The following is a 20,702-nucleotide window of genomic DNA, read 5'->3' as shown; positions in this document are numbered from 1 at the left end:
TGATTTGAATTAAAACTAAATATAAAAAATCCTGCAAGAAGCAGGATTTAATTAACACTTTTATTTGTGATGGTTACACCAACATGGTTACAGGATTCTCAATATAACCTTTCAAAGTTTGAAGAAATTCTGCACCTGTAGCACCATCAACCGTCCTATGGTCACATGCCATCGTAAGTTTCATCGTATGTCCAACAACAATTTCACCGTTCTTGACGACTGGTTTTTCAACAATAGCACCAACCGATAAAATAGCTGAATTTGGCTGATTGATTATAGATGTAAAGCTTTCTATACCAAACATTCCCAAATTGGAAATCGTAAAAGTACTGCCTTCCATTTCGTCTAAAGACAGCTTTTTATTTCTTGCCTTAACAGCATAATCTTTAACAGCAGCTCCGATTTGTGTCAAGCTTTGCTCATTTGCAAAACGTACGACAGGAACTACTAATCCGTCAGGAACAGCTACCGCAACACCAATATGCACATGGTTGTTCATTCGCATTTTATCATCAAACCACTGTGAATTGACTTGTGGATGTTGCTTCAATGCCAAAGCACAGGCCTTAACAACCATATCATTGTAAGATATTTTGGTATCTGGTAACGAATTGTACTGAGCTCTGAAAGCCATTGCATTTTCCATATCAAACTCGACATTCAAATAATAATGTGGTGCCGAGAATTTAGACTTCGCCAAATTTTTGGCAATAGCCTTACGCATGTTTGAGTTTGGAACCTCATCAAAGTCTTCTTGACCAGTTGGCACAAATTTACCAATAACGGCTGCTTGAGAACCAGGTGTAAAGTTTTCTATATCACGTTTGACAATACGACCATTTTCACCACTACCCGAAACCTGAGATAGATTAATACCTTTTTCCTCAGCCATTTTCTTAGCTAATGGCGATACAAATAATCGTCCGTTCTTTGAGGTATGGCTTGTACTTGATGTAGTTGGAGTCGGTTTAGGCGCTTCTTTCGGTTTTTCTTCCTTAGGAGTTTCCGTAGCCTTAACGTCTTGTTTAGGTGTATCTTTTTTAGTTTCAGAAGAAGCTCCAGCTTTAAAGTTCTTAGCAATGTTGGAAACATCAGTGCCTTCAGGTCCGATGATAGCCAATAAGGCATCAACTTTAGCAGATTCTCCTTCTTTCAAGCCAACATGCAACAAGGTTCCAGATTGGAACGATTCAAACTCCATGGTGGCCTTGTCAGTTTCTATCTCAGCTAAAATATCACCTTCTTCGACTGTATCTCCAACTTTTTTCAACCAAGTAGCAACAGTTCCTTCTTCCATGGTATCGCTCAAACGAGGCATTGTTACCACAGTCACACCCTCTGGAAGTTCTTCCTGTTCAGAAGTCTCTTCCTGAGTTTCTTCAGTGGTCTCAGGTTCCGATTTCTGATCCTTCTTTTTGGTTTCTGAAGCATCTGTAGAAGCCTCTTCTTTAGTTGTAGATGCATCTCCATTCAACAATCCAGATATATCTTCACCTTCATCACCAATAATAGCTAATAGCTCATCCACTTTAGTCGTTTCTCCTTCTTGAACACCAATATGCAAAAGCGTCCCTTCATGAAATGACTCAAATTCCATAGTTGCCTTGTCGGTTTCTATTTCAGCTAAAATATCACCTTCCTGTATTTTATCTCCAACCTTTTTCAACCAAGTAGCAACTGTACCTTCTTCCATGGTATCGCTCAAACGAGGCATATTTATTACTTCAGCCATAGCTTATAATTTATGTGGTATAAACGGATAGTCTTCTTGTTCGTAAACAGCATCATACATAACGTTTTTATCTGGGTAAGGAGATTCTTCAGCAAACTTCTCACATTCCTTAACCAAATCCTTAACTCGCTTATCAATGGCCTTAATCTCGTCTTCAGTAGCGTATTTCTTTTCAAGGATGATGTCCTTAACTTGAGTGATAGGATCTATTTTTTTGTATTCCTCTACTTCTTCCTTAGTTCTATAATGTTGTGCATCACTCATGGAGTGCCCTCTATAACGATAGGTCTTGAGCTCCAAAAATGTTGGTCCGTCACCACGTCTAGCTCTTGCAATAGCTTCATCAAAAGCTTCAGCCACTTTAACCGGATTCATACCATCAACTGGACCACAAGGCATTTCATAGCCCAAACCAAGTTTCCAGATTTCAGTATGGTTTGCTGTTCTTTCTACGGAAGTTCCCATGGCATAACCATTGTTTTCACAAACAAAAACAACAGGCAGTTTCCACAACATTGCCAAGTTGAATGTCTCATGAAGCGATCCTTGACGCGCGGCACCATCACCAAAACAGCATAATGTAACGGCATCACTTCCGTGGTATTTATCACCAAAAGCAATTCCGGCACCTAATGGAATTTGACCACCAACGATACCATGACCTCCATAAAAACGGTGTTCTTTGGAAAATATATGCATTGAACCACCAAGACCTTGTGAGGTTCCTGTGGCTTTTCCATATAATTCTGCCATGACACGTTTTGGATCCACACCCATCCCAATAGGTTGAACGTGATTTCGATAAGCGGTTATCATTTTATCCTTAGACAAATCCATTGCGTGAAGTGCGCCAGCTAAAACAGCTTCTTGACCATTATATAAGTGAAGAAATCCTCTAACTTTTTGTTGAATGTAAACTGCAGCAAGCTTGTCTTCAAACTTTCTCCAGAACAACATGTCTTCATACCATTTTAGGTATACCTCTTTTGTTATCTTTTGCATTTATTTCAATATTGATAAAAACATCACTCTAGATAAATCTATCTAAAGACTTCGCTAAATAACTATTTAGATTAATTAAAATAGGATTAACGGTTAACAAAAATAACACATTAGACAGTAACCAAAAAACTGAAAAACGTAAAATTTGTAACGAAATCGTTATAGAAAACTTCTATCGAACCCGAGAGGTAATAAATTTGCAAGTGAAGCCGATTTAACCACCTTTCCTGTTTCTCCCATAAAATAAATTTCGATAGGCGTGTCTTGTTTTACCTCATATTCGGCTATAGCTTGTCTACAAGCTCCACAAGGCGGAATCGGCGTGATGGTTTGGTGCTCTCTTGAGCCTGCCGTTAAGGCCATTTTTAAGATTTTAGCTTCCGGGAATTGTGAACCAGCATAATAAATAGCTGTTCGTTCAGCGCACAATCCCGATGGATAGGATGCATTTTCTTGATTGTTTCCAGTTACAACCTGCTGATTGTCAAGCAAAATAGCAGCACCAACACTAAACTTTGAATAAGGCGCATAAGCATTTTTACGAGCATCAATAGCTTTTTGCAACAAGTCTTTAATAGCTTCAGGCAACTCGTTAAAGTCTTCAAAAACAGTAAGGGTTGATTCAATTTTGACGTCTTTCATACGCTATGGCTTTAGACAAAAAAACTATTGCTTTTAATAAAAACAATAGTTTTGATTTTGTGGTTATTTTCTATTCTAGTATTCGTCATACTCATTATCACCAAAGTTAAACGTTAATGAAAAACGCAAGGTGTTTTCCAACGGACTTTGAACCTTAGATGCTGAAAATAGATATGACATATCTATATTAATAGTTGTATACTTAAATCCTGCTCCCAATGCAAAGAATTTACGAGCACCCTTTTCTTCACTTTCATTAAAGTAACCTGCTCTGAATGCAAAGGAATCTTGGTAGGTATATTCTGCTCCCAAAGACCAAGTAAACTCTTTAAGCTCTTCGCTGAAACCACCTGGAGCATCTCCAAAAGATTGGAAAATACCCTTAGCGAAACTCACATTATTATCTTGTCCTGCAATAATGTAATTATTTTCAACTGTAAGTTCTTCATCTTCGTCTTCTTGATATCCTGGTGTTTCACCACTTTCATTATAAGTAATTCTTGTTCCTAACTCAGGTGGCGTTGGTACTAAAAGTTTTGTTACCTCAGCAGTAACTTTCAACGCATTATAATCATCAAAAATAAAGTCGAAACCACCACCTAATCTTAAAGTAGTTGGCAAGAAATTTTCTCTTCCTCCGTCGTCATATTTGATCTTAGGACCTAAATTTTGAATGGCAAAACCTGCTCTCCAACGGCCATTGAAACTATTATAAGCCTCCTCTTCACTTTGATAATATCCTGAGATATCAACTCCTATGGAACTAGCAGCCTTGGCATTTGAATCCACTGCTTGTATTCTCAGGTCAGATCTTAGGTAACGTAAGGCTACAGCCATAGAAAACTGATCAGCCAATCTCAAAGAATAAGACGCATCAAAGGTTAATTCGTTAGGCTGCTCAATTAAAGCTTCAGAAAATTCATCCTGAACAATTTCGATTTCACCTAAACTAAAATATTTAAAACTTGCCGCGAATGCACTACGCTCATTGATACGATTAAAATACGTCACATTACCTAAAAAGATATCATTAACCAAGCGACTTAAGTACGGTGTATAGTTTACTCCAATACCAGACTTTGCTAATGAAAATGAATATTTTGCAGGATTCCATTGCTGGGAATTGGCATCTGCTGAAGTAGCTACTCCAATATCTCCCATTCCAGCTGCACGAGCATCTGAAGCTATTAATAAGAATGGAACTCCTGTAGTTATAACTCTTGAATCGATATCGTTTGGAATAATGACAGTTTCTTGGGCTTTACTTAAGTGACATAATGAAACTGTGATAAGGGCTAAAATGTATTTTTTCATTTCTTTTTTATTGTTGTAACAGCAATTACAGATTGCTCAGCAATTAGCAAATATAAGTCTTTATTGCAGGATTACAAGTTTTTCAATTTTTTCAACTTCTTTATTTAAACGGCTAGATCTCACTTTTAGTTTATAGATGTAGACACCTTTACCTATTTTTTCTCCAAAATCGTCACGACCATCCCAAACAATGTCTTTTGATAAAGAGCTTGTCACTTTACTTCCACCATTGGTTTGACCATTTAGAGTCCTCACTAATTTACCGGAAACCGTAAAAATCTGTACTGAAACGTCTAGAACATCAGAACTATTGTGATTGAACCAAAATTCGGTATAATCGATAAACGGGTTAGGATAGTTAAGAACATTATCTATAATCAACTCCTGATCTTTATCGTGAACCACAAATTGGATTTCTGCCGTAGACGAATTATTGTAAACATCCCAAGCCTTTAAACTTAAAGTGTGCAATCCTGGTTTTAAATCTCTAAACGGATAGCTAACCGTTCCATTTTGATAATCATCTACATTAGCTGTATAATAATCATTTAGTATGAAAGGATTGGTTTCGTCACCATCGAGAATAGCCACAATATCATGGCCAATTCCACTAGCTGTATTTATACCATTATCATCTTGAAGTTTTGCTAAAAGCGAAGGCTGTTCATTGGTAATTCCTCCTGACACAAAGTTTTCATCGTTCATGAATAAATTAATCAACGGACCAGCATTATCTTCCTCTGCATTTTCATTAATGCCTCCCACTTGAATATCAAAGCTTGATCCTGCCCTATCTTCAAGAGGCAATTCGCGTTTGGCATAAAAACTCACCTTACCTTGACCAACTGGAATGCCAATATCTCTAGGTACTACAAACTCAAATTCAAATTGTCCGTTCGAAACCGAAGCCTGTCCTTTAAAAATGATTTCACCTAGGGTTTTAAAATCCATAATTACAGGTTGCCCAGAATTGGATTGATTATCATTATTTAAGGTTTGACGGTCAATTTCCTTATCAAAGACTGTAGCTGTTAAGGTGCCATTAAAATCGGAGATTAAATTTCCAGATTCGTTAACCACCTCTCCAGAAAATTTCACTTTGTCAAGTGCTTTAAGAACATCGTTGTTAGCACCAATCGGTTCGTCATTAATTTTGGTTAACAGAATGCTCGGCTTTGCAAAAGCCAATTTCATGGCCGGATCACCAATAAACCACACCAAAGGTTTTTGAGGGTTACTACTTATTCCAGGATCATTTTTAGACAATCTCAAAGCTTCTGCAATGGAAACATACTCATTTGAACCAAAGGAAAATAAATACGGTTCAATGATGACATTAAATGCTTCACCTAAACTCACAAAAATCTGTCGTGTTGTAGTGATTAATCCAATAGCACCTCCATTTGTATTCCAATACGTGAACTCACCTGCTGTTTGTCTTAGTGGATCATCAAATTTTGTATACTCACAGGTTACCGTTATAAAAAGATTGTACTTACAAGCATTAGCTACTTCTTGGGAATCATTTTTATCAAAAATCCGTTCAGAAGCTAATCCGTCTTCACCACCATGACCAAAATAATTTACGACTAAGGCACCGACATCAATGGCATCCCTGATTTCCTTATTCACTTGAGGATAACGCTCACCAGCTGAGGAAGATTCCTGTAAAAAGGCATCCGAATGTATCTTTATGGCATTTAAAAACGGTTTTTCTTGGGTAATGAGATTTGCGATATCATCAGTTGTTTGTTGCAGTTCACCTTCAAAGCTTCCATCATCAACATCATCAGAAATCATCAAAATATTGTTTCGCCAACTTCCAAAGGAGGCTTTATCGTAATATTCTTCTATTTTATCAATAAGTTTCTTAGCCTGTTGTGGAGAATTGGCAAGGATTCTACCCACCGCAATATCAGCTTTATTGGAGGTATTCATATCGCCTTCATTTTCATCCATCATGGCATAAAAATCATCAGACACAAAAGAACTTGTTAAAGTAAAACTGTTATAGGAAAACCAAGAAGGTACAATATTCGTGTTGTTTGGAATTCTGTTTTTATAATCGAATGAGGCATCTCCAAGCATACAAAGATACTTCACTCTATTTTCAGGAGAACTGGCATTGTTATAAACGTACCTGACCATATTTCTTATAGCTCCAATATCTTGATTACCTGAACTAAATTCCTTATAGATTTGGTTTAGGGTCAACACTTTTACATTGTAATTGTACTGACGCTTATTAATCTCTGCAAGTCGTTCGGCTTGTGAACGCATGTTACCAGGAGTTACGATTAAATAATCAATATCTTGAAAAACACCTTGCTCGTTTAAGAAAATTGTGCCTTTAATATTTTGATTGGACACAAAAGTATTTCCATCTCGTACTGGCTGAAGAAAGTTTTGGTTATTGAATGCGATATAATTTCTTAAAGTTCCTGCGCTTGCCTTAAATGAAAAATCAGTTGCTCCATCTGAATTTAGAATACTCGTTACATTATATTTATCTGTCACATCCCAAACTTCCCTTACGTTGGAACTGTTCGCTAATTGATATTCAACAATTCCCGGATTGGACTCAACGTCGTAATTTTTAAATCGTAATTGTCCGCCATTATAACGCAATTCACGTGTGGCTTCAATAGAAATATAGTCTATAAAAGCCAACGACGATGGTATACCACTATTATCGTATTCTAAGTTTACATTAACTTCGGAACCATTTAATATGACGTCACCTTGAAAAGACGATCCAGTTGCCAAAACACCATCTGACAACGCATTGAAACCAATAACATCTACCTCTTGAGAATTTATCTTAACCGTCATTGACGTGTTGACATCTGAAATTGCTGCGGCAAAGACATTCACCTTAGCAGGTTGCTCAGTGACTAGATTAGGAAAGTTAAATGTGAAGGTTTTTTCATCTTCAATATCGAAGCGATCACCAAACCAGCGTCTTCCTAATTTAGCAATATTATATTCATCTACCTCGTGAAACTTATAATCCTGAAACGTGCTTACAGTAAAATTAGGTGCTGCCTCTGGTTCTACCATAGACTGAATTCGTTTGCCATAAATACCACCAAAGGTTACATAATAATTAGATTTATTGGTATAAGCATTGATATTCGTCTGGCTCTCCTCATTATACCCTTTTGGGCCTTCACCATAAAACAAGATGTAGTCGCCATCATTAAAAACACCATCATCTTCGCCTACAAATTTTATAGCATTTTCAGTTAGATCTAATGGATAGTATTCATCATTACGCATTGGCAACATAGCACCTCCATTTCCATAAATTTTGATAGTTCTTGGATCAACATCAGTATTAACACCTATATCTTCCAAAAAGCCTTTTGTCAACTTAAATATCCCTGTATCTTCAATATAAAAACGTCTCCAAGCTCCTGAGCTTAAAACAGAATTGACAATTTCCTGCGTAGTTGAAGCATTTCTATTAGCAGAATTAGTACTGTTATTATAACGCAACTTAAAGGATACAACTTTTTTGAAGATACCATTCTCATTAATTATAGGGCTCAACTCTAAAAACGCATAAATTTTATTACGATCAATTGAATTAGACAATTTGAATTGTACCGATTTTGGAATACGATCTATTTGAAGGTCTTTCAAATTTGCTTTAGGTATTGTCTGGTAGGCAATATCATATAACTCTGCAGATTCTTCATTAATTTTAGTCGGTATAATCCATTGGGCTACAAATTTCAAACCCTTATCCTGACTATAACTAAAATTTTCTTGACTAAACGAAGGTACTTCTAAAGAGAAGGAAGTTGTTTCCATCAGTTTTGTGCCTTGCCAATCAATATTGAATTGCTTCTGTTGCGAAAAAGCAATGGAAACGATAAATAAAAGAAAAATAGGTATTTGTCTATTCATAGTAATAATAACGTCTATATAACGATGTAATTAGGGTGTTATTATGACGTCTTTGTTTTTTATTCAAAATTACAACAATATTTAATTTAATCAACCGTTATTAAAGTCAAAATACATCGATAAACTGATTAAAAGTCCGTTATATTGCACAAAAAACAGGATGAAATGCAACTTTTTTTGCATGAAATTGCCAAAAAATGTTGTTAATTTCTCTTTAATTGCTATATTGCGTCTCTAAAATTTAATTTAGCTTACTTAAAAGTATGGATATGAAAAACATCTTTAACCTAAGGATACTATTAGCCCTAATGATATCTTTGACTATTGTTGGTTGTAGCAAAAATTCTTCTACGAAGAACAGTTCTAGAGCAACAGGATGGAAAATCAACGACAAGAACGGTGGTTTTCAATACAATGACAAGTTCCAAGAACAAGAAACCAGTCCTGGATTGGTATTTATTGAAGGTGGAACCTTTACCATGGGAAAAGTTCAGGATGACGTAATGCACGATTGGAACAATACTCCAACGCAACAGCACGTACAATCCTTCTACATGGATGAAACTGAGGTAACAAATAAAATGTATACCGAGTATCTAGATTACATTAAGCGTGTATATCCACCAGAAGAAGAAAACTTCAGATTGATTTATGAAGGTGCACTTCCTGATACTTTGGTATGGAGAAACCGTTTGGGATATGCTGAAATGATGATTGAAAATTATTTACGCCATCCTGGATATGGAGAATATCCTGTTGTTGGAGTAAGCTGGATTCAAGCAGTTGAGTTTGCTAATTGGAGAACGGATCGTGTTAATGAATTATATTTAGAAAACGCTGGATATTTGGAAAGAGATGCAAAACTTACAGCATCAGCCGATAGCAATTTCAATACTGATACCTATTTAAATGCACCTACATTGACTTATGGTGGTAATGATAGTATCATCAATCCTGAGAAATCAAGAAGACGTCCTACTGTGACTGCAGCTGGAGACACCATCAATACGTTTGCTAGAAGAGAATCAGGGATTATTTCTCCAGATTATCGTCTACCTACGGAAGCTGAATGGGAGTATGCTGCTCTTGGATTAAGTGAGTTAAGAAGCTATAACGTTTATAGAGGTCGTAAGAAATATCCATGGGATGGTCAATATACACGCTCTGGAAAACGTAAGACCAGAGGTGATCAATTGGCCAACTTCAAACAAGGTAAAGGAGACTATGGTGGAATTGCTGGATGGTCTGACGATGGTGCCGATATCACAGCGCAAGTTATGAGCTATGAGCCAAATGACTATGGTTTATATGACATGGCTGGAAATGTTGCTGAATGGGTTGCCGATGTGTATCGTCCTATTGTTGATGATGAATTTAGTGATTTCAACTACTACAGAGGTAACGTTTACACTAAGAACTCGATTAATGAGGATGGTACAGTTAAAGTCGTAACTCCTGAAGAAATTGTATTTGATACATTAAGTAATGGTCAAGTAGTTGCACGAAACCTTCCTGGTGAAATTTTACAGGTTCCAGTTAATGAAGACGAGACCTATTTGAGAACCAACTTTGACAGAAGTGACAACAGAAACTTTAGAGATGGTGATACAAGATCTTCTCGAAACTATGCTACTAACTTTGATGAGTTTGAAGGTGAAGATGCTGAAATCGCTATGACCAAAAAAATGTATAATTCTCCTCGTCACAATATTGAGGTAGATTCTACCGGTAAGATGATTAAGGAATATGATACCTCTAACCAAAGAACTTCTATGATCAATGACGAAGTAAGAGTTTACAAAGGTGGTTCATGGAGAGACAGAGCGTATTGGATTGATCCTGCACAACGTAGATATTTCCCACAAGATATGGCAACAGATTATATCGGTTTTAGATGTGCGATGTCTAGAGTAGGTTCAAAATCTCAAGGTGGCAAAAAAAGAAATTAATCTATATTACTTACAATACATTGAAAGTCCTAACATATATTTGTTAGGACTTTTTATTTTACTTTTAATCTATGTCAATAGAATCTATTTACGAAGCATTTCTTAATTCAAGCGGTGTTTGTACCGATACACGAAAGATTTCAAACAACTGTATCTTTTTCGCTCTGAAAGGCGATAATTTCAATGGAAATAAATTTGCTTCAGAAGCCTTAAAAAAAGGAGCAACATTTGCTGTTATTGATGAAGAACGATTTAATGAAGGCCAGCAATATATTTTAGTGGATGATGTTTTGAAAACGCTTCAAAATCTGGCTACATACCATCGAAAAGCACTAAAAACACCAATCATATCACTAACCGGTAGCAATGGTAAGACAACCACCAAAGAACTTATCAATTCCGTCTTATCAACCACCTACAAAACAATAGCAACAAAAGGGAATCTAAACAACCATATTGGTGTCCCACTAACGTTATTAAACTTAACAAGTGATACAGAAATTGGTGTCGTTGAAATGGGAGCTAATCATCAAAGGGAAATAGCATTTCTTTGTGACATAGCCTATCCTGATTATGGTTTGATAACAAATTTTGGAAAAGCCCATCTAGAAGGTTTTGGAAGTATGGAAGGTATTGTTAAAGGAAAATCTGAATTGTATGATCATTTGAAAAAGCATGAGAAAGTCATTTTTGTAAATGAAAATGATAAAAAGCAAGTTGAACAGGTTGGTAATTATTCCAACTCAATCTCTTTCGGGACAGACACAACCTTATTGGAAGCACAACCCTTTGTAAAACTAAAATTCAATGGTGAAATTATACAGACGCAATTAACAGGAGCTTATAATTATAATAATATTATCGCTGCAATAGCTATTGGTCTGCAATTTAAAGTATCTGAAAAAGATATCATCAGTGCTATTGAAAATTATGTACCAACCAATAATCGCTCGCAAATTATAGAGAAGAATTCCAACAAAATATTTCTAGATGCCTACAATGCCAATCCGACAAGTATGGTTGCTGCTCTAGATAATTTTGGAGGTATCAGTGCTACTAACAAAATAGCCATTTTAGGTGATATGTTCGAATTGGGAAATGTAGCCAAAAAAGAACATCAACATATTGCTGACTATGCGCAAACTTTGAATATTGATAATGTTTATCTCGTAGGAGCAAATTTTTATAATACGTTTATTCCTAATAATAAATATGTCAAAAAATTTAAGACGTTTGAAGATTTAAAAGACCACTTGAGTACTTTTTCATTTAAGGATAATACTTTACTTATTAAAGGATCTAGAGGAATGGCTTTGGAACGCGTTCTTGATTATATATAGAAACACATAAATAAAATAAAAAAAGCCATACTCAATTAGTATGGCTTTTTTTGTGGGTCATACTGGATTCGAACCAGTGACTTCTACCCTGTCAAGGTAACACTCTGAACCAACTGAGTTAATGACCCTTAATGTTTTAAAAAGAAAAAGTCCGCAATATTGCGGACTTCTCAAATTGATGTGGGCGCGAAGGGATTCGAACCCCTGACCCCTTGGGTGTAAACCAAGTGCTCTGAACCAACTGAGCTACGCGCCCTAATTATTGGACTGCAAATATAGTCTAGATTTTTAATTCGCAAAAACTTTTTATGAAAAAAATCAAATAATTTCAGCAACAACAAAAGTGCTTCCACCTACATAAATCAAATCATTAGTTTTAGAATGATTCTTTGCAGATTTTAGGGCTTCTTTAACCGATGAATAGCTTTTTGAATTGAGATTATTCTTGTCAAACACCTCTTGTAAAATATTAACCTCTAATCCTCTAGGAATATTAGGTTTACACAAATAATAGTGTGCATTTTTTGGTAAGAAACTAATAATTCCGTCAAGGTCTTTATCATTCACGACACCAAAAACAATGTGAAGCGACTTATAAGTTTCGCTTTCCAACTGTTTTAAAACAATACTCAAACCTTCTTTATTATGGGCTGTATCACAAATAATTTTTGGGTGATCTTGTAGAATTTCCCATCGTCCTCTCAAATCGGTATTTTTCACGACACGTTTTAGTCCATTTTTTAAATGGTTATCGGAAACTTCAAACACGTGTAAGGAATTTAAAACCTTAACAGTTTGAATTACAGTTTTTATATTTTCAGATTGATAACTTCCTTTTAAATCACTTTCAAATACGTTTTGAACCAATTGATCTGCAAAATAAATCTCTGCATTCCTTTCCGAAGCAATGTCTTCAAATACTTGTTTAGTTTCAATTTGTGTTTTACCTATGACTATGGGAACTTTAGGCTTTATTATACCTGCTTTTTCTTTAGCGATCGCTTCATAAGTATTTCCCAAAAACTTCACATGATCAAATCCAATATTAGTAATTACTGATATTTCTGGTGTAATGATATTAGTAGAATCCAAACGTCCACCTAAACCAACTTCAATAATTGCTATATCTACCTTTTGTTTAGCGAAATAGTCGAAAGCCATTCCAACGGTCATTTCAAAGAATGATAAGGAATTCGATTTAAAAAAATCAAGGTTACGTTTGATAAAACCGATGACAAATTGTTTGCTGACTACATCTCCATTAATTTTAATACGCTCCCTAAAATCTTTTAAATGAGGTGATGTATACAAACCCACTTTGTATCCAGCTTCTTGAAGTACTGAAGCCAACATATGACTGGTTGAACCTTTACCATTAGTTCCAGCTACATGAATACTTTTAAATTTCTTCTCGGGATTTTTGAGGTGTTTGGCAAGTAAAAAGGAATTTGATAAGTCAACCTTATATGCAGAAGTCCCTTGGTTTTGATACATAGGCAACTGCTTGAACATCCAGCTTACAGTATCGTCGTAGTTCATGTATTTACTGACTTACATCAAAATTAATACTAACAAAACCTATTTGTCGGGAAGGTGCTTTGGAATCTGCAGGCCATTTATGGGACAATGCTATTTTCTTTGCAGGTTCTAACAAACAAGGATGTGTATTTGTTGTTCCTTTAATTCCGGGAACAGCTTCAACAACCTGTCCTTGTTGGTTCACCACAATCTTGACTACAACCAATCCATATTCATTACAGTCTTGCTTATATATTGTTTTTGAAGGTCTACCTCTACCTCCAAGTCCGAAACCAACACCACCTTTTCCTGGACCTGAACCACCAAAATAACTTGGTGCATAAGGATCGCCATCTAATTGTCCTTTATCTCCAGGAGCATCATTTGGACCCTGTCCGCCAGTTTCCGTACCATTGGAATTACTCACGCCTCCAATTAAGGCATCTAATTTTTTCTTTTTTTCGGCTTCTTCACGTTGTTTTCTTTCTTCAGCTTCACGCTTTTCTCTTTCGATACGTTCTGCTTCAGCTTTTGCTCTAGCTTCCTCAGCCTTAGCTTTTTTGATGGCAATGGATTCTTCAGATTCTTCAGTAATTATGTCTTCTGCTTGAGCATTTGATTGAGAAGTCTCTTGTTGTGTCTCTTCAACTTGTTGTTCTTCTACCAAATCATTTTTAGGATTGGATTTAATAGGTTCTTTAGGTTGAATTTGACCACTTCCTACTTCGGAATTGCCAAAATTCACAGCCACACCATACTCAATTGGAGGATCCATATATTTATGTCCAACTACAAACAGCAATAACACCAAGATCACTACGATGAGTGTAGTGATTTTTGCAGAATTACGTTCATGTTTGGTTTTTAAGTATTTCATGATAATTGTCTAGCAAATCCTATACCGAAAATAGATTTGCTTAATTATTCGGCTTTACGGCAAGAATAACTTTGAACTTATTTCGATTGGCGATATCCATCACCTTTACTACATTATCGACAGGAACTGTTTTTTCAGCTCTTAGAACAATTGTTGGCTGCTCTTGATTGGAAAGTGCTTGAACTAATTCATTTTCAAGTACACTTTGACCAACCAATTTTTGATCGATATAGTAATTTAAATCCTTGGTAATACTAACTGAAACAGATCTTTTATTTTCCGTTTTACCGCTAGCCTTTGGCAACAAAATATCGATGGCATTAGTCGTCACTAAAGTTGATGCCAACATAAAGAAGATTAATAACAAGAAGACAATATCTGTCATTGATGACATATTGAACTCTGGTGTTACTTTATTTCGTCCTCTAATATTCATATTAACTAGGCTCGTTTAAGTGGTCTAGAAATTCAAGGGAATTAGCTTCCATTTGATATACGACTTTATCTGTTCGAACCACTAAATGGTTATATGCCATATAAGCCACAATACCCACGATCAATCCAGCAACTGTAGTGGTCATTGCCGTATACAACCCGTCTGATAATTGTTTGATATCAATTTGTCCTCCAGAGTTGGCAATTTCAAAAATGGACAAGATCATTCCGATCACAGTTCCCAAGAAACCAATCATAGGAGCAACTCCAGATATGGTAGCTAATACACTCACATTTTTTTCCAATCCATAGAGCTCTAGGCGTCCAGCATTCTCGATAGCTGTATTGATATCTTCCAAAGGTTTACCAATTCTAGTAATTCCTTTATTAATCAATCTTGATACAGGAGAATTTTGTTGCGCACAAAGCATTTGGGCCGAATCAATCTTGCCATTACTAACATGATCCTTAATTTGGTTCATAAAGTTCGCATCGACATTTGAAGCTGCTTTTATTGCGAAAAGGCGTTCAAAATAAATATAAATAGCTACAACAAGTAAAATGAAAAGGATTGCAATAATCACTTGTCCGGCAACGCCTCCACTACCGATTAGCTCGATAATAGATAATGTTTTTTCAGTAGATTCTGAATCGGTAGCCAATTCAGTTCCTTCTTGAAATGTAGTTAGCAATATCATATAAATATTGTATTGAAATTAATATAATTAATGTAATAACGCTTAAAATCTTAGTAAATTATATTACTAGAATATTGTTCTTGTAAACATGAAGGCTACAGCACCAGCTATAAAGCCAACCAAGGCTAACCAAGATATTTTTTTAAGATACCAGAAAAAGTCAATCTTTTCCATGCCCATGGCCACAACTCCTGCTGCAGACCCAATGATAAGCATGCTTCCTCCAGTTCCTGCTGAATAGGCAATGAAGTGCCATAATTCATTATCAATAGGTTCAGAAAACATTCCTAAACTAGCTGCTACCAAAGGCACATTATCTATAACTGCCGAACCTACACCAAGTAGTAATACCACCAAATCAGAAACCCCTTCACCATGTAGTTCGGTTCCTAACATTGGCATGCTTTCTTGTAATGTTCCAGCAAAGCCAAACAAGATCCCTAAAGATTCAAGGGCTGCAACAGCCATTAAAATTCCCAAGAAAAATAGAATACTAGGCAATTCGATTTTTGATAGCGAATGGTGTACTGGACTATGACTTGAATGCTCACTGTGTTCACCTGAATCTATACCAGAAAGTGCGAATTTTGAATTACTGTATATTTCAGCAAAAATAGCGACAATTCCTAAAGCTAGCATCATTCCCACATAAGGAGGTAAATGTGTAACTGTCTTGAAGACAGGTACAGATACAATTCCACCGAGACCTAAATATAGCATTGTAGAACTAAATTTATTTTTAGGTGTATCATCATTATTTTCAACCTTTTCCAAGTTTCCTCTAAAAGCAGGAAGGTAAGACGCTATTAGTGTAGGCACTATCATACATAACAAAGAAGGCAGGAAAAGATAAATGAAAAGATGTCCTGTAGTGACTTTATTACCAATCCAAAGCATTGTTGTAGTAACATCTCCAATAGGAGACCAAGCTCCTCCTGCATTTGCCGCAATAATTATCAAACCAGCATACCAAATTCGAACATCGCGTTCTTTTACAATTTTCTGAAGAATTGAAATTAATACAATAGTTGCTGTCAAGTTATCTATGATAGCAGAAAGGATGAATGCTAAAATTGAAAAAATCCAAAGGATTTTACGTTTACTATTTGTTTTAATAAACCCCTTGATTGTGGAAAAACCATCAAAATAATCGATAATTTCAACAATAGTCATAGCTCCTAAAAGGAAAACTAATATTTCAGCCGTTTTGCCTAAATGATGCAGTAAGGTTTCTTCCATGATATGCATCTTGCTATCATGTTCCATATTAGCAAAACCATCTACTAAACCATGATTAGCAGAATCGAACCATTGTCCAAAGGAATCAATACCTAAAGATATCAAAGCCCAGCTTATGGCCATCATGACCAATGCAGGGATAAGCTTGTCAATTTTTATACTGTGTTCAACAGTGATGGCTAAATAGCCTAATGCAAAAACGATAATGATTATAGTTTCCATAAGATGGTTTTAAATAAGTTGACTTAAAGCAATTTCAAATGCTGTGGCACTAATTCCTGTTTTAGAATGATTTTTATCGTAAACTTTTTTTATGGCTTTTTTAATGGTTTTAGAAGTATCCTTAAAAATTGCCTCGTCTGTCATTTGTACTTTTCGCTCCATGAAATAAGCAAAAACCCTAGCCATTCCACAGTTTGAAATAAAATCAGGTATAAGGCTTACTTTGTTATCTGTATGTTCCATTATGGGGCCGAAAAAGATTTCTTTATCAGCAAAAGGAACATTGGCACCGCATGAAATAACTTCCAGACCAGTATTGATCATATTATCAATTTGCTCTTTTGTAATCAATCTCGAAGCTGCACATGGTGCAAAAACTTCAGTTTCCAAAGACCATATCCTTTCGTTCATCACTTCAAAAGGAATTAGATTATCACTTTCTAAAGTGTTTCCGGTTTTATTGAGAAAAAGTTCAGTAATCTCATCAAACGTAAAGCCATCTTCATTAATAAGTCCACCTATACGATCAATGATTCCAACAACTTTGGCACCCATTTGAGATAAATAAAAAGCTGCAGCTGCTCCAACATTTCCAAATCCTTGAACAATAGCTCTTTTTCCAACAACAGAATCATTGTGAATATCATAAAAGTGTTTAACAGCTATAGCTACACCATAACCTGTAATCATATCTGCTACAGTATATTTTCTAGCGACACTCGGTGAATATTTTGGGTTTTCAATAACTTTGATAACACCATGTCGCAGTTGGCCTATTCTATTAATTTTATCTGCTTGTGTTGGTTTGAAATGCCCTTCAAAAACACCTTCTTGAGGATGCCAAACACCACTTTCCTCAGTAATCGGAATAACTTCATGGATTTCATCGACGTTTAAATCACCACCTGTTCCGTAATAGCTTTTCAATAAAGGAGAAACCGCTTTGTACCAGCGTTCTAAAACTCCTTTTTTCCTAGGGTCTTGAGGGTTAAAGTTGATTCCTGATTTAGCGCCTCCAATAGCGGGACCAGAAACGGTAAACTTAACTTCCATTGTTTTGGCAAGTGACAATACTTCATTCATATCCAAACCTTGACGCATTCTCGTTCCACCTCCTGCTGCTCCTCCTCTAAGAGAGTTTATTACAGTCCATCCCTCAGCTTCAGTTTCGGGATCTTTCCAATTAAATACAATTTCTGGGGCTTTTTCTTCGTACTTCTGAAGTAAGTCTTTCATTAAGTTAAATTATGTTTCAACAAATATAAAAAACAATAAATGCCTAAATATTAAATTTACCATATTTTTAAGGATAATGAATAACACCAGAACAATGATCATTTTTGGCTCCTGTAACACTCGCTAAGCAATTGACCTCTCCTCTAAGTTTCAGAACCCCTAAAAGTCCGAATATTAGAGCTTCTTTAAATTCAATTAGATAAGAATCTGGAACAATAATTTCATTTGCATTCATTTTTTGAATTCGCTGAATTAAAAAACTATTGTAAGCACCACCACCAGTAATTAGAACCGATGACTGAGGGTTGTTTTTTAACACTGCAGAAATTTGCATTGAAATATGTTCGATATATGTTCTTAAAATATCTTCTACTCCGATTTGAAAACTATTAATTATGGGAAACACATATTTTGTTACCCATTCAAGCCCCAAAGATTTTGGAAAAGGTGTTTTATAATAATCTAAATCGTTCAATTTTTGTAAAAGTTTTAAATTAACTGTTCCAGAGGATGCAATTTTTCCTTGGTCGTCAAAATCAAAACCAATAGTTCTACAGTAAGTGTTGAGTACAATATTTACAGGGCAAATATCATAGGCCAATCGCTTTCCTTTTTCTTTGTAAGAAACATTGGCAAATCCACCTAAATTGATACAAAAACCGTAATTTTTAAATAACAACTCATCTCCTACAGGAACCAATGGTGCCCCTTGACCTCCAAATTTTACGTCTTGGATTCTAAAATCACAAACGATAACATTTTGAACTAATTGAGACAAACTGTCTTGATTTCCTATTTGATAAGTAATTCCTTCTTTAGGTTTATGTATTGCAGTATGCCCATGAGAGCACACAGCATCAATAGCATGTAGTTTATTCTGGGCAATAAATGAATTTATGGTTTTTCCTAAATATTCAGTATATCTATCGTCAATTTTCTTTAGCTCAGATTCATCTAATTCAATAAGATCTGTTAATGTTTTTTTCCAACTTTCAGAATAAGGAACAGTTGTACAACTTAAAAGCTTAAAACTCCAAATCTTATCAATTCGAAAATTGATATATGCCAAATCAATTCCATCAAGGGAAGTACCAGACATAACACCAATGACATTGTATTCCATTTTTAACATTTAAGTGAAAATAGGAAATCTTATTGAAAATATACCAATAAAGGGTTATCTTTGACAACATTTTTTATCAAATCAATAATTATTATTTATAATGGATTTTAATTTAACCGAAGAACATATTATGATTCGCGATGCAGCTCGCGATTTTGCACAAAATGAATTACTTCCAGGAGTGATTGAACGAGATGAAAAACAAGAATTCCCAAAAGAATTGGTGAAAAAAATGGCCGATTTAGGGTTTATGGGAGTTATGGTAGATCCAAAATACGGTGGAAGTGGAATGGATGCAATCTCCTATGTTTTGATTATGGAAGAATTATCAAAAATTGATGCCTCTGCATCTGTAATGGTTTCGGTAAATAATTCATTGGTCTGCTATGGTCTTGAAACCTATGGCACCGAAGACCAAAAACAAAAATATTTAACCAAATTGGCCTCTGGTGAATTTATTGGAGCTTTTTGTCTAAGCGAACCTGAAGCTGGAAGTGATGCAACTTCTCAAGCTACTACTGCTATAGATAAAGGTGATCATTATGTTATTAATGGCACTAAAAATTGGATAACGAATGGAGGTAGAAGTGATGTTTATTTAGTCATTGCTCAAACTGATAGAGAAAAAGGACATAGAGGTATTAATGCTTTTATACTTGAAAAAGGTATGGAGGGGTTTGATATTGGTCCAAAAGAAGATAAGCTCGGAATTAGAGGTAGTGATACCCATACATTACAATTCAATGATGTTAAAGTCCCTAAAGAAAATAGAATAGGTGAAGACGGATTTGGTTTTAAATTTGCTATGAAAACACTTTCCGGTGGACGTATTGGGATAGCTGCTCAAGCTTTAGGTATAGCATCTGGAGCTTATGAACTGGCTTTAAAATATTCTAAAGAAAGAAAAGCATTTGGTACGGAAATATGTAATCATCAAGCTATTGCTTTTAAACTAGCAGATATGGTTACAGAAATAGAAGCTGCTCGCCACCTAGTCATGAAAGCTGCTTGGGAAAAAGACCAAGGCAAAAATCATGATATATCGAGTGCTATGGCGAAACTTTATGCCTCAAAGGTCGCTATGGAACAAACTGTTGAAGCTGTTCAAATACATGGTGGAAATGGTTTTGTTAAAGAATATCATGTAGAGCGTTTAATGCGAGATGCAAAAATTACTCAAATTTATGAAGGCACTTCTGAAATTCAAAAAATAGTGATTTCTAGAGGTGTGATAAAAAATTAAATCTAATTACAATACTCATAATTCCAAAGCCTAATATTTTAATTAGGCTTTTTTATTTAATCTACTTCAAGAGAACATCTATAAACAAAAAAAGACCCTTGCTTATTGCAAGGGTCTTTCAAGAAAGGCGATGTCCTACTCTCCCACAGATGCAGTACCATCGGCGCAAACGGGCTTAACTTCTCTGTTCGGAATGGTAAGAGGTGAGCCCCGTCGCTAT

General features: G+C 35.5%; 15 protein-coding genes, 2 tRNA genes and 1 rRNA gene. 3 read left to right on the top strand and 15 right to left on the bottom strand.

From position 1 onward, the window contains the following. Positions 1-73 precede the first annotated feature (73 nt). The 5 genes from AB9K26_RS01180 to porU all read right to left on the bottom strand — a co-directional run bounded on the left by AB9K26_RS01180 (position 74) and on the right by porU (position 8,602). On the bottom strand, positions 74-1,732 hold the full coding sequence (locus AB9K26_RS01180) for a pyruvate dehydrogenase complex dihydrolipoamide acetyltransferase (protein WP_369970702.1): 1,659 nt from the start codon (positions 1,730-1,732) through the stop codon (positions 74-76). Between the two features lie 3 nt (positions 1,733-1,735). Next, positions 1,736-2,734, bottom strand: coding sequence for a pyruvate dehydrogenase (acetyl-transferring) E1 component subunit alpha (pdhA, locus tag AB9K26_RS01175; protein WP_369970701.1), 999 nt, complete (start codon positions 2,732-2,734; stop codon positions 1,736-1,738). A gap of 159 nt (positions 2,735-2,893) precedes the next feature. Further along, positions 2,894-3,376, bottom strand: coding sequence for a cytidine deaminase (gene cdd, locus AB9K26_RS01170; protein ID WP_369970700.1), 483 nt, complete (start codon positions 3,374-3,376; stop codon positions 2,894-2,896). 75 nt (positions 3,377-3,451) lie between these two features. Next, complete coding sequence (porV, locus tag AB9K26_RS01165; RefSeq protein ID WP_369970699.1) at positions 3,452-4,690, bottom strand: type IX secretion system outer membrane channel protein PorV; 1,239 nt, start codon at positions 4,688-4,690, stop codon at positions 3,452-3,454. A gap of 60 nt (positions 4,691-4,750) precedes the next feature. Further along, entirely contained in the window at positions 4,751-8,602 is a 3,852-nt protein-coding gene (porU, locus tag AB9K26_RS01160; protein ID WP_369970698.1) for a type IX secretion system sortase PorU, read from the bottom strand. 263 nt (positions 8,603-8,865) lie between these two features. Between porU and gldJ the strand changes: the two genes are divergently transcribed. Together gldJ and murF are read left to right on the top strand one after the other, a co-directional pair. Further along, positions 8,866-10,551, top strand: coding sequence for a gliding motility lipoprotein GldJ (gene gldJ / locus AB9K26_RS01155; protein ID WP_369970697.1), 1,686 nt, complete (start codon positions 8,866-8,868; stop codon positions 10,549-10,551). Positions 10,552-10,622: 71 nt separating this feature from the next. After that, on the top strand, positions 10,623-11,891 hold the full coding sequence (gene murF, locus AB9K26_RS01150; RefSeq protein WP_369970696.1) for a UDP-N-acetylmuramoyl-tripeptide--D-alanyl-D-alanine ligase: 1,269 nt from the start codon (positions 10,623-10,625) through the stop codon (positions 11,889-11,891). Positions 11,892-11,944: 53 nt separating this feature from the next. Here the strand turns inward: murF and AB9K26_RS01145 are convergent. From AB9K26_RS01145 to AB9K26_RS01105, 9 genes are all read right to left on the bottom strand, one after another. Beyond that, positions 11,945-12,019, bottom strand: a tRNA-Val gene (locus AB9K26_RS01145). 53 nt (positions 12,020-12,072) lie between these two features. Next, positions 12,073-12,147, bottom strand: a tRNA-Val gene (locus AB9K26_RS01140). Between the two features lie 62 nt (positions 12,148-12,209). Next, positions 12,210-13,430 carry a folylpolyglutamate synthase/dihydrofolate synthase family protein gene (locus AB9K26_RS01135; protein WP_369970695.1) on the bottom strand — a complete coding sequence of 407 codons (1,221 nt, stop codon included), beginning with the start codon at positions 13,428-13,430 and terminating at the stop codon, positions 12,210-12,212. Positions 13,431-13,434: 4 nt separating this feature from the next. Then, positions 13,435-14,286 carry an energy transducer TonB gene (locus AB9K26_RS01130; RefSeq protein ID WP_369970694.1) on the bottom strand — a complete coding sequence of 284 codons (852 nt, stop codon included), beginning with the start codon at positions 14,284-14,286 and terminating at the stop codon, positions 13,435-13,437. Between the two features lie 40 nt (positions 14,287-14,326). After that, positions 14,327-14,722, bottom strand: coding sequence for an ExbD/TolR family protein (locus AB9K26_RS01125; protein ID WP_369970693.1), 396 nt, complete (start codon positions 14,720-14,722; stop codon positions 14,327-14,329). Between the two features lies 1 nt (position 14,723). After that, complete coding sequence (locus tag AB9K26_RS01120) at positions 14,724-15,419, bottom strand: MotA/TolQ/ExbB proton channel family protein (RefSeq protein WP_369970692.1); 696 nt, start codon at positions 15,417-15,419, stop codon at positions 14,724-14,726. Between the two features lie 66 nt (positions 15,420-15,485). Beyond that, positions 15,486-16,880: a sodium:proton antiporter NhaD gene (gene nhaD / locus AB9K26_RS01115; protein WP_369970691.1), complete on the bottom strand. Its 1,395-nt coding sequence runs from the start codon at positions 16,878-16,880 to the stop codon at positions 15,486-15,488. A gap of 9 nt (positions 16,881-16,889) precedes the next feature. Further along, positions 16,890-18,116 (bottom strand): Glu/Leu/Phe/Val dehydrogenase dimerization domain-containing protein, encoded by a 1,227-nt coding sequence (locus tag AB9K26_RS01110; RefSeq protein ID WP_369970690.1) that lies wholly within the window; start codon positions 18,114-18,116, stop codon positions 16,890-16,892. 67 nt (positions 18,117-18,183) lie between these two features. After that, on the bottom strand, positions 18,184-19,239 hold the full coding sequence (locus AB9K26_RS01105; RefSeq protein ID WP_369970689.1) for an anhydro-N-acetylmuramic acid kinase: 1,056 nt from the start codon (positions 19,237-19,239) through the stop codon (positions 18,184-18,186). 100 nt (positions 19,240-19,339) lie between these two features. On the opposite strand from AB9K26_RS01105, the gene AB9K26_RS01100 reads away from it, so the two are divergent. Further along, positions 19,340-20,482: an acyl-CoA dehydrogenase gene (locus AB9K26_RS01100; RefSeq protein WP_369970688.1), complete on the top strand. Its 1,143-nt coding sequence runs from the start codon at positions 19,340-19,342 to the stop codon at positions 20,480-20,482. A 122-nt stretch (positions 20,483-20,604) separates the two neighbouring features. Here AB9K26_RS01100 and rrf read toward each other — a convergent pair. Further along, positions 20,605-20,702, bottom strand: a 5S ribosomal RNA gene (rrf, locus tag AB9K26_RS01095); the annotation flags it as partial.

The sequence above is a fragment of the Psychroserpens sp. XS_ASV72 genome, from assembly GCF_041224425.1.
GTDB lineage: Bacteria > Bacteroidota > Bacteroidia > Flavobacteriales > Flavobacteriaceae > Psychroserpens.
The sequence above is the reverse complement of the archived record's forward strand: the minus strand, read 5'-3'. Positions and strand labels throughout refer to the sequence as shown.